This window comes from Alistipes sp. CAG:29 (genome assembly GCF_000435435.1).
GTDB classification, from domain to species: Bacteria; Bacteroidota; Bacteroidia; order Bacteroidales; family Rikenellaceae; genus Alistipes; species Alistipes onderdonkii.
The window spans coordinates 1-10,444 of sequence record NZ_FR893433.1; the positions used below are offsets into that span (position 1 = coordinate 1).

The 10,444-nt window shown below is 42.4% G+C and carries 12 protein-coding genes; all 12 read right to left on the minus strand.

The genetic code is table 11. The features are described from left to right. Nucleotides 1-35 precede the first annotated feature (35 nt). The gene (locus QVP03_RS04070) at nt 36-578 is read right to left on the minus strand and encodes a hypothetical protein (protein ID WP_022332314.1); all 543 of its coding nucleotides are present in this window, start codon (nt 576-578) and stop codon (nt 36-38) included. A 29-nt stretch (nt 579-607) separates the two neighbouring features. Next, a complete protein-coding gene (locus QVP03_RS04075) occupies nt 608-1,150 on the minus strand; it encodes a zinc ribbon domain-containing protein (RefSeq protein ID WP_022332315.1) in 543 nt (180 codons plus the stop codon). 11 nt (nt 1,151-1,161) lie between these two features. After that, nucleotides 1,162-1,554, minus strand: a complete 393-nt coding sequence (locus tag QVP03_RS04080; RefSeq protein WP_130065262.1) for a hypothetical protein — start codon at nt 1,552-1,554, stop codon at nt 1,162-1,164. Nucleotides 1,555-1,590: 36 nt separating this feature from the next. Beyond that, on the minus strand, nt 1,591-2,592 hold the full coding sequence (locus QVP03_RS04085) for a hypothetical protein (RefSeq protein WP_022332316.1): 1,002 nt from the start codon (nt 2,590-2,592) through the stop codon (nt 1,591-1,593). A 9-nt stretch (nt 2,593-2,601) separates the two neighbouring features. Further along, entirely contained in the window at nt 2,602-3,933 is a 1,332-nt protein-coding gene (locus QVP03_RS04090) for a hypothetical protein (protein WP_022332317.1), read from the minus strand. Then, nucleotides 3,930-4,268 (minus strand): hypothetical protein, encoded by a 339-nt coding sequence (locus tag QVP03_RS04095; protein WP_288210635.1) that lies wholly within the window; start codon nt 4,266-4,268, stop codon nt 3,930-3,932. The genes QVP03_RS04090 and QVP03_RS04095 overlap by 4 nt, the downstream gene beginning before the upstream one ends. A gap of 431 nt (nt 4,269-4,699) precedes the next feature. Beyond that, nucleotides 4,700-5,662 carry a BT4734/BF3469 family protein gene (locus QVP03_RS04100; RefSeq protein ID WP_022332318.1) on the minus strand — a complete coding sequence of 321 codons (963 nt, stop codon included), beginning with the start codon at nt 5,660-5,662 and terminating at the stop codon, nt 4,700-4,702. A gap of 134 nt (nt 5,663-5,796) precedes the next feature. Then, nucleotides 5,797-6,174, minus strand: a complete 378-nt coding sequence (locus QVP03_RS04105) for a DUF6291 domain-containing protein (RefSeq protein ID WP_018694600.1) — start codon at nt 6,172-6,174, stop codon at nt 5,797-5,799. A gap of 7 nt (nt 6,175-6,181) precedes the next feature. Further along, complete coding sequence (locus QVP03_RS04110; protein ID WP_018694601.1) at nt 6,182-6,544, minus strand: helix-turn-helix transcriptional regulator; 363 nt, start codon at nt 6,542-6,544, stop codon at nt 6,182-6,184. 742 nt (nt 6,545-7,286) lie between these two features. Continuing rightward, a complete protein-coding gene (locus QVP03_RS04115) occupies nt 7,287-8,192 on the minus strand; it encodes a nucleotidyl transferase AbiEii/AbiGii toxin family protein (protein WP_022332319.1) in 906 nt (301 codons plus the stop codon). Further along, complete coding sequence (locus tag QVP03_RS04120; RefSeq protein ID WP_022332320.1) at nt 8,185-8,952, minus strand: type IV toxin-antitoxin system AbiEi family antitoxin; 768 nt, start codon at nt 8,950-8,952, stop codon at nt 8,185-8,187. Before QVP03_RS04120 ends, QVP03_RS04115 begins: the two co-directional genes overlap by 8 nt. A gap of 40 nt (nt 8,953-8,992) precedes the next feature. Next, nucleotides 8,993-10,267, minus strand: coding sequence for a site-specific integrase (locus QVP03_RS04125; protein WP_026318148.1), 1,275 nt, complete (start codon nt 10,265-10,267; stop codon nt 8,993-8,995). Nucleotides 10,268-10,444 lie beyond the last annotated feature (177 nt).

Sequence of the window (10,444 nt, forward strand, 5' to 3'; positions counted from 1 at the left end):
ATTTAATTAACTAATTACAAATATACAATGCAAGATTATTTAATATTGTAATGTTCTTTGTATTTGGCTTGCAATACCTTAAATACTTCTTTATAGTCGGGGTCTTCTGAAACCAGTTTTATTCCATCTTTGTCTCGGAAACTTGCTGTTACCATCATATCAGAAGCTTTCAGCGTGAAGCTCCATGGATAACAGAAATCTTCGGCACTGTCTCCGAAGTCAAATATAATATTAAACGGGCTCGTGTTGTCCAAACCAATACATTCTAATACGACAGTGCTATTTGCTGAATATTCCTTTGCGATCTTCGTATTTCGGACAGTGAAAAGCATACCTGCTCCAGCAATGTTGGCTATTCCCATAATAGGATAATCTGCTTTTTGGGTGAAGAAGAACTGCATATCGAATCCCCTCCGAGAATTTTGATCGGTGATTGCTTTCGTACTTTCTTTGAAAGAATAAAACGCATTGTCAATTGCCAAAGCATATCCCTGCACATTCGTAGTTTTTGCCTTTTCTTGCGCTGCTACAGTGAGGCACAATGCCAGCCCCACAAGGATTAAAATAATTTTTTTCATGATTGTTTGTTTAAGGTTCGTTAATTTCTTTATGATAAAAATAATGCTCCTAAAGATATGATTCTGAGAATGGGTAGTAATAATGTGAGAATTAAGCCTACGATAAATAGAAAAATAGCCTCACCTGCACTGAATACCCTGCAAAGAGCTAAAATAATGAGCGCAATGAAATAGCCGATGAAATTAAAGAAGATAGAAGCCACTATTAGCACGATTAGTCCCAATAAAGACCATAAACAACCGCCTCGGTCTTCTTTCTTCTCCGGTTGGACATTGATAATGGTTTCATTGTGTGTTGATTCGGTCGGGCATATCGGATGTCCGCATTTAAGGCATGCCGGAGCATAGCGGGAAACTTCAGTGCCGCAAGCCGGGCAATGAATCAAAAGAGGTTCTGGTTCCGGTTCCTCGGCAGGGGTTTCTTCCGGGGCTTCTTTTGTTAAAGTCATTTTTGGATATTTCTGTCTTAAGTACAAAAATCCTATGATGAACAACAGAATCACGATAATTGACCCCATAATACCGTATTCACCGAAATATTCCTGTATAAAGGTTGGTGTGGTTTCTTCCATGGAAGGTTAATTTATTCGTCTTTCTCCAATTTTCGGGTGCGATAGATGATTAACAATCCTAAACAAAAAGCAGTTACGGCTATTCCAATGGCGAGTCCTGCCCCAATAGAGAGAAGTAGATGATTGATTGAGTCGATAAGGTCCGTTAAAGAGGGGTTTTCCTTGAAATCTTTTGAAAAATCATAAAGGTCTTTAATAGCATCTCCTATTAAGTACATAATAACAGCGGGTGCTATTAGGCATGCAAGCATAAAGAGTGATTTGAGATAGCTTATGCCTCCCAATTTTATCGTGATTGCAATTCTTTGTAGTTTCGAATGTTCTTCAGTCTCTTTATATAATCGGCGGCCTTCCCAATAAAATATGAGGCCTAATACTAAAGTTATAGATACAATTAGTCCCATAATAATGCAAGTTAGTAATTATGCAGTACGTTAAGTTTATTCTTTACAAGACGAAGAATACGCTGTGGAGTATAATTCGCGGCATTTTTGAACTATTCTTTGTTGGTTGTTATTGTATTTCTTTCGGATTAAGTCATCACATCCTAACACACGGATTGCAGCTTCATATCCTTTCAGCATAAAATAGAATCCGAAATCCTTTTGATCGCCAGTTATTAAATCATAAAATTCTTGAGGATCATGTATTTGTTTAATTAGACCGAAAGTGTCCATTTCCGGAAGGTCGTTTTGGTAGTTCTCGGTTAAAATTTCTTGGGGTGTCATACCCGCCGTTTGTTTTGCATGCTTGAAAAATTGTTGTGCGGTACAATCTCCATCGTTTAATCCGACAATAAATCCCATTGCGTAGATCTGTTCAAAGGTCGCTTTGTATATTGAGTTGTCCAGTTGGGAGGATTGCCGTGCTGATGCTACAAATGCAGTTGTCATAGCTTCCCAATCCAACATGCTTGCATCGGTTGTAAGGTCTTCGAGAAAATATAATTCCGGGTAATCTTTTTTATATTCAGCCATATTGAACATTAAGACTGAATCTTGTCCTTGAACTTTGTAATACCAGTATACATCGAGAGTTTCGTCGGTGTAGGAATAGATAATAGAATCTTGTATGGCGGCAAAGCATGGAGAATCACAGCATTCCGAGATACAACGATCTACCTCCGAAACTAAAGCATTCATTTCTGAATAAGGTTTATTTGTTATTTGTGATAGGATACTTGCTCTTTGTGCAACATCTAATGTGTCACAATATAAAATGTTATTAAGGGATTCGCTCATGCCCACCAATTCCTGAAAAGCACGCCCTTTAAACGGCTGTTTGAATTGGGTTTTCAGTTGTTCTAACGGCGAAGGGGTTGACGGCTGCTGTGTGGAGTTTGTTGCCGTTCTCGTATTGATAAATGCGTTTTTTTTGTGAATTAAAAAATATCCGCATAGAACCGTTATTATACACAGTAGAGAGATGATTATTCGTTTCATGATATTTGGTTAATAAAGGCTTGTCAATTTCCCGTCGGTGAAAACTAAAATAGAGTATTTGGGCGTTGATGCACCTACGCTGTCGGCAAATCCCATCAGTAAGGCTAAAGCCATTGCGTCTTCGCCGGAAAGTTGTGTCATCGCTGCGGCGACTTGCATGTCTTGTTTGTCCTTATTAAAAGTCCATGTTTCAACCCTGTGCCCGGATCGTATGCTTTTTCCTATATCGTATGATTTTATGTCAATTACCTCCTGACACATTTGTTGGGTCATGCCAAGTTCGAGTTTCCCTTGATAAATAAGTGCGCCATATCGTTGACCATATTTTCGGACGAATGCTTGCTTTTTTTGTTCTTCAGCCTGATGTTTCTGCTTTTCATCTGCGAGTTTCAGAGAATCGGCGCGAGCTTTTATTCGTTGTTGCGCCACAAACGCCTTAGTAATTGAGTCTCGTGCTCGTTCTTTGGCGCGCTGCTGAATCTGGTATTCACGAGGGGATAATCCGTCTTTCCATTTTCCCGTTTCGATATGCCCTGTGGCGGCAAAAACCATTGTGCCTTCATCCGGTACTCCGTTTTTCAGTCTGCCTATGAACTTATCTCCGGCCGCATTGGTGATTTCCATGTTGACTGTTCCTGTAAATGGGACGATATTACCCTCAAAAACGCATCCAGCTGGAATTTCCCATTTGTGATTTGCTCTTTTTATTTCCGTGATGTTTCCGTAGCGATATTTGCCGCTTGACGGGGTGTCGGATATGAAATTTCCCTCGAATGTGTCGCCACAGGCATATTCAATTTTACCGTAACGAAGGTGCTTTTCGTATAATCTTCCGGTAAAGCGGTCGCCATCTTTCGTTGTTAATGTGCAATCAAAAGTGCCTGTATAAGGTTTTTTATCTTTGATTGTTCCTGTAAAACTGCAATTTGCCGGGTAGCGCCATATCTTATATCCCAGCGTAATATCTCCCTCGGAGGCAAATATCATCGTTCCAAGGCCGGAAGAAAAAATCATCTTTCCATTTTGGATGGAACTCTCGCTAATTTCTCCTTCAAAAATATCTCCGTAGGCAAATTTGTAAGTTCCACGCTTACATTGATCATAACACCATTCTCCATTGAGTTGATCCCCGTTGGCAAAATACATGATACCCGTGCCATGCTTAAATTTCATTTTTCTAATAATGAATCCTTTGGGGCTAACTTTTCGGATTTCTCCGACATATTTGACGCCATTCTCGTATTTAATGGTGGCGCGTTTGGGTTTGGATGATTGGGCGAAACTGTTAAGGCTGATGAACAGTAAGCCGATTAGGGTTGTAAGTAAAAGTAGACGTTTCATGATTGCGAAATTTTATGCCATATACGAGCCGCAGACTTTTTACCATTCATATTGATAGATATGCGCTTGGGACCTTTCTCAATTTGTAACAAATCACGATTTCGGCCAAGAAATTTTCCGATTTCAGAAGATATTGTCGTATTCCGGGCTTCAATTGTGGTCTTACGTGCATATAGCCCCTGCATCTGAATATACTGGGTTGCAAAATGACGTTCGAAGTTTCTTGTGAAATCGTGTGAGTGGAAATCCGGTGCAGGGAGGTGCTTATAGATATACTCGCGTAATGCGCGAATGCCAATTTCTTGCAAGATAGTGTGTACGGTAGTTTTAGGCATGGTAGTAAACATTGTTGCCACCCAGCCCCGACTTGGCATGATTACAAAAAGAAAGTGTGGAGCTGCCCGTTTTATTCGAATAGAGGTTCTGGAATACCTTTGCTGAAATAAACTGACACAAGACCCCACACCTGTATAGTATGGGGATTAATCTCGCATACCAATACAAGTGATGAGTGCCGTCGTTTACCCTCAGCAAATTGAATTTTCCAGATTCCTATTCGAGGTTAAATCGAAACACTTTCACCAATATACGCCGCTTGCGCGACAAGACAAAGGTAAAAAATATTTCGTAATTGACGACACCCATCGGGGCCTTGTTGTGCAAATTTCGCCAAACATGCTTTCGGGTATTATCTACGCAGGGATGCAGATATAATAAAAAAGCTGGAGCCTTGAAGGGCTCCGGCTTCACTCGCGGCACGATGGGGTTATTTGAAAGTTATATTATACCTTTGACAATGATAAAAGAAAGTAGCTATATCCACATCATCGTGATTTTTGATACACCAGTCAAACATTTCATCGCATTCAGTATGATCGTAATCGGGATGCCATTTACTTACCAAGTGGAAAAGTCGTAACCCTTCTTCGGGCCCAAATTCACTGGCGAGAGCTTGTCCGATGGATTTCCAAACGGCACGTCCAACAGTGATATCAATCTGTTTTTTCTGAATTATTTTTATCAGTGAATATGCCCGTTGTTTTGTGACTACATCCATTTCGGCGTTTCGAGCCTTCTTCACCCTGCGCGGCGCACTGTATTTGTTCGGCTTGTAATACAAGTACGGAGGAGCATCAGGGTTGAAATAGGGGTGAGGGTCATAGCTGGCCACACGCAGCCTTACGACATCGCTGCCACTTTCATCGACGATTAGTGGCGTCCGTTCTTGTATTTCGTCCACGAGAGCATAAAAGTGAGCTTTATGGCGTTCAGGATAAGCTATTCGAAAGATGCAGCATAATCCATCGCCTCCAACAGATAGCCCAGCATAGCATAAACTGCTGATTCTTTCTTTCAACATATTTTTGACCAAGTTCCATCGCCCTTTTACACGGGGGTTTTGTTTCCCATCAATATCGATGCAGATATAGCCGCTATGAAGATGTTGAAGCCTCTTTTTGGCGCGTGTGTCGAATACACCGGCAACGGTTACGCACGGTATCTCGAATTTCTTGATTTTGGCGCGTATGTCCGGATCTTTAGTGCCTCGATATTCGTCTACTATATTTTGGTAGGAGGTCGTTAATAAAAATGTCCATAAATCGACCGTTGCGACAGGGGTTGTGCTAACTACGTTTGCAAAGAGCGAAACTTGAGGCCCAACAATGTCTTCTGGAATCCTAACAACGGTGTTTGTCCTTGAGAGTGTGAGTTTATTGTTTTGGTTCATTGCGTTTGAAATTATCATTTTATCCGATGGTTGTGGATATGATTTTGTTATTCAGTGTTTTGCGTATTGACTTGTTGCCTGTTTCTTGTATGTTTCTAGTCCGGTTATTGCTCTGAGAAATAAGACGGGATGTTTTAAGTCCCGTCATTATCCGCTTTCTCGTCATCATCTTTCCCGCCCCAATTACTCTCGACTTTTCTATCATATTTTTGCGAGTTCACATCCACCTGCTTCCGCCAACTGACGAAAGATTGCATAATACGTGTTGGTGTCTTTGTAGGCGGTTCCTTCTGATAGAATGCATAATCCATCAATACTCTGAATGCTCTTAAATGGAGCCGTTCCGGCATTAATTTAATAGATTCGTAAAATGAGATGAAACACACAAAGGATTCTCGGGGTTTTTGTCTCCGGCGCTTCTTGGGAGCTTCCTCCTGTAGTTCGATAAATTCATTCAGTTCGTCTTCAGAAATGTCGGCCAGTGCTTCCAAAGGGTTAAATTCTGTTTTCATAAATTTTTTAATTATTAAGTTTTTTTAATTGTTCTTTACAGTATTGCCCGACGGTGGGGATTGAATTCTCTTTCATCCAGTCTTCGATTTCCTGTCGGATGAACACCAAGCGCCGTCCCCCGTGGGCGGGTCTATGAAATGGGATGAGTCGTTGATGTGTGAACTTGTAGATCGTGGCCTTTGAATAGCCTGTAAGTTTAATCACATCATTGATGCCCATAATTTCTGGTGGAGGTGATTCCGGCTTATTAGGATAAGAGTTGGGGCGATTGCCGAAGCCGAGGCTCACGCAGAGTTCGATAAATTGCTTTACCGAGAGTCCCGCGATGGGGAAATCATCCCCGAATTTTGAGAAAGAATTAGTATGCATAATCTTAAAAAATTAAGTTATGCACTCCTAATACGAATGGATATTTTGACAGTATTTTGATTTTATTATAAATATTCCTTATAAATATTGATTGTCAATATTTTGTGTATTTTTATTTTGAAGATTTTATATCGTTTTTTTATGGATTAGACAAAAAATATGACTGGTGTTCCCAGTCATATTGTATTGATTATAAGATGTAATGTAGGAAAAGATACTATTGGCTGAAGTTTTTTTGCTTTTTTTATGCGGTTTTTGTGTCGTTTATATAATTTATCCTGTTATATGAATTTTATATCCTGTTATATAAATCTATGCCGACGAAATATTTTTTCTAATTCTCTGAAAATACATTTGTCTTTTGGGCTATGGTTGGCAACAGTTTTAACTTTGTTTGCCATATGCCAGACTGTGTTATAGGAGTTGATTTTCAATTCGGTCATGAGCCATTTAACAGATACTTTTCGGGGGTAAAACGATATTGCATAGATGACATAGCTCCATTTAACTAAATCGATGCGTGTCTTGAAAAATATTGTCTCTTGCAGGATAGACCATTGTATACTGCAATGATGACAAAGAATATTTTTTGAAGCGTATTTGCTTCTGCTGTGGGTGTTGAATCTTTCGCATTTAGGGCAATATGTTCTCTTCCAAATTTCATTGTAAATTAGGTCAAGGATGTCGTTTTCAGAACCTACTCTTTCTGAAAAGTCATCGTAATCTACTATGTCTTCGTACATTAGAATCCAAAATAATTTTGCAACTTGATTATGCCGTCCTCATGCTTTTGTGGATTTTTCCTTTTCAGCTTTCTAATATTGAGTAGCTTCCATTGAACCGACGGATAATGCTGGAAATCTTGGTATTCCGATGCGTCCCAATCCGGCGTCCCGTCCTCGAATCCGAGTAAAAATGCTTTGTCGGTCGGTGTCAGATGGTCGTTGATATACTCGACCAGTCGGCGGCGGGTCGCTTCGTACTGCTCGTAGGTGAACGGCGTTGAGGACATGCCCTCAAATTGGTTGGTCAGGGCGTCGCGCTGGTCGTTGAAATTAGGATTAAGGGACTCCAAGATCGGGCGGTCGCTTCCCAGCAGGCAGAAGATGAAACCGCGCTTGATCTGGTCAAAGTCTTTGATATAATCGAGCATCAGACTTACATCGAACAGGTCGCGCGGGTGCTGGCGGTCGAGTGCCGCCGTGATCTTGCCACCGTAGAGTTGTGACAGCGGAACGATGCGGGCTTTGCAGAATACGCCGAAATCTTCTTGGGCGAGGTCGCATAAGGGCAATTCGATGGGCGGTGCGATAATGCCGCGCTTCACGTCGTTTACCTCTACTTTGACGAAATGCCCGTTATGGGTGCAGATCAATTTGTTGGGAACTTCGCGTATTGCAATGCCCGGTATTGCAGCCTCGATCTTTGCCTTTATCGCTTTCAGCCGTTCTTTGATATGGGCGAGGCTTGCTTCCCGCGGCTCGACGGGAATATAGGTCAGGTCGATGTCTACCGAATATCGCGGCAGATTTTGCACGAACAGATTGATTGCCGTGCCGCCGTGAACGGCAAAACATTCTTCCGTCGAAATAATCGGGATGATGCGGAGCAACAGCCGCACGCGCTCTTTGTACTCTTGATTAATCATTTTTCAGTTCTGCCGGAATAGTGATTTGGTATTTCTTATCGTAAACGCCTCCTTTGGCGATTACCCGCTTGCCACTGCCGAGGTCTATTTTGTCGAGGTTGAGGGCCCCGAACCACGCATGATGGGCCTTTTCGGCCATAAAGAGGAACAGCCGCTTCACTTTGACGGAACGGCACTCCTCCAACAGTCGTTGCACATTCTTTGGCGGGAGTATCGACAGCATTTCCATCACATAATAGAGGTCGGTAATGTCGTAATATTGCGGAGCGAGGTGCAGACACTCCATAAATGCCCGTTCTGGGGTAGAGATCGGCAACTCGAAAACCCCTTGTCGGGTGGTGGTGATTCCGGTGTCGGAATTGAATATTTCGGTGGTAAACAGCCGGAGCGTAACTCCCCAGTCGTATTTTCTGAACCAAAGCGGTAAATACTCCTTTTGTGGCGCAGACAGCGAAACGGTTGGCCTGCCCATCGGGAGGTAGTGCGAATATCCGTGTATCTCCAATGCCGACATGGCTCCGATTGTCAGATGTTTGTCAGCCTGTGTATTGAGGCTGTACATGGCTCCGTATAATGTAGGCGTATCGCCCGTGCGGATCATTGCACCCGTGCCTATGGGGGTCAGCCAAGCGGATTCGACGTATCTGTGTTGGGTGGAATGCGGTATGTTATTTTGCTTCATCCACGAGGTCAGATACACGGCTCCAGCCGGAACCTCTTGCAGTAATTGGTTTATTTTCGACTCGTTTTTTACGCTCATAGCGCAAATATACAAAAAATATTAAACCATTGTTGGCCTATTACAAAACTTTTGCTGCCTCGTTGATTACCTTGTTGTCGAAGCTGTCGAGGTAGGTGTTGGTCGTCTCAAGGTCGGCATGACCGAGCATCTGCGAAATGATTTCGCGCGGGATTTTATTGTATTGCAAGGTCATTGCCATTGTATGACGGCTTACATAGCTGGTCAAATGATAATCGATGCCGAGTTCTTCGGCCAACGATTTCAAATATTTCTGATATTTGGCGTAACGGCTTCGGATGTGGTTGTATAGCTTCTCGCCCGTATAGCCGGAACAAGTGATGATCGGTAACAAATAATTTTCGACGGTTGGCGAGGCAGATTTCAGCTGTTCGATCAATCCCTGAATCTCCGGCGTAATGTGGATTCGGATGGCAGTTGCGTTCTTTTGGTGCTTGATTTTGTTGCGTTTGTAAACGATATAATTCCCGTCAGCCAGCCGTTGAATATGATCGGTCGTAAGGTAGGCCATATCGACGAACGACATTCCGTAGCAGTAGTAAGAAAAAAGAAAGAGTTGCCGGGCGTATTCGTTTTGGGGATTCTGTGCGGGCGTATCTTTGAGTTTTTGCAAGTCTTGAGGCGGGAGGTAGCGTTTCTCGGTCGCTTCTTCCAACTTGGCAATCTCGAAGCCGCCTTTGACGAAAGGATAGGTCGCTTCCGAACCGACACCTTCTCGTTTCGCTTGATTCAATATAGCCCGCAATGCCTTGAAATAATATTTGCGGGTATTGCCCTTGCAACCCCGCTTTTGCAGGAACGTATCGAAATTGCGCACGTAACGCAGGTCGATGTCGGAAAACAGCCGTTGACTCAGTTTGCCGTCGTAATATTTGAGCAGTCGAAGCGTTTCGAAATAGCATTTGGCGTTGCCCGTATGTCCGGTATCCCTTAATGTTTGGATGTGATTTTCGAGGTATGCGCAGAATTTTCCCTGCTTGGAGGGGTTCAAAAATGTTTCCTCAAATTGGTTCAGTGTCCAGTCGATGCCGTCTATCTCGAATTTCTCGATAATCTCGCGGGCGCGGGCTTTGACTTTGTCCAAAAAAGCATTGTCCTGAATTCGTTTCTTATTGGCCTCCCGCTGCTTTTCGCCTTTCAGATTCCGTTCGATGGTAAGTCGTTCGGCCGAATTGTCCCAATAGGCCGGATCGACGTATAATTTCAGACTGATGCGCTTGCGACTGCTGTTTTTAGTGACGCATAATTGGAGAATGTGATACCCCATTGAATTGGGTTTGTATTTCCGTAAAACGATGCGAACAGAGTAGGCCATTTTCCGATGTAAAATAGATGGTGGTACAAAAGTGGTACAAGAAAAATCGCAATAGATGACAATAAGGCAAAATCGCAATTCTCTGTACGTGATGTAAATATACTAAAATAAAGTTAATTACTTTTATCGGAAAAAATAAATTTCTCCTCTGGGGGGCGCGTGGTCGCAAGTTCGAAT

Coding starts and splice junctions, on each gene's coding strand:
- QVP03_RS04090 (WP_022332317.1), bottom strand. CDS start 3,933: ATGAAACGTCTACTTTTACTTACAACCCTAATCGGCTTACTGTTCATC.
- QVP03_RS04100 (WP_022332318.1), bottom strand. CDS start 5,662: ATGAACCAAAACAATAAACTCACACTCTCAAGGACAAACACCGTTGTT.
- QVP03_RS04120 (WP_022332320.1), bottom strand. CDS start 8,952: ATGAGCGTAAAAAACGAGTCGAAAATAAACCAATTACTGCAAGAGGTT.
- QVP03_RS04075 (WP_022332315.1), bottom strand. CDS start 1,150: ATGGAAGAAACCACACCAACCTTTATACAGGAATATTTCGGTGAATAC.
- QVP03_RS04070 (WP_022332314.1), bottom strand. CDS start 578: ATGAAAAAAATTATTTTAATCCTTGTGGGGCTGGCATTGTGCCTCACT.
- QVP03_RS04080 (WP_130065262.1), bottom strand. CDS start 1,554: ATGGGACTAATTGTATCTATAACTTTAGTATTAGGCCTCATATTTTAT.
- QVP03_RS04115 (WP_022332319.1), bottom strand. CDS start 8,192: ATGATTAATCAAGAGTACAAAGAGCGCGTGCGGCTGTTGCTCCGCATC.
- QVP03_RS04105 (WP_018694600.1), bottom strand. CDS start 6,174: ATGAAAACAGAATTTAACCCTTTGGAAGCACTGGCCGACATTTCTGAA.
- QVP03_RS04125 (WP_026318148.1), bottom strand. CDS start 10,267: ATGGCCTACTCTGTTCGCATCGTTTTACGGAAATACAAACCCAATTCA.
- QVP03_RS04095 (WP_288210635.1), bottom strand. CDS start 4,268: ATGCCTAAAACTACCGTACACACTATCTTGCAAGAAATTGGCATTCGC.
- QVP03_RS04085 (WP_022332316.1), bottom strand. CDS start 2,592: ATGAAACGAATAATCATCTCTCTACTGTGTATAATAACGGTTCTATGC.
- QVP03_RS04110 (WP_018694601.1), bottom strand. CDS start 6,544: ATGCATACTAATTCTTTCTCAAAATTCGGGGATGATTTCCCCATCGCG.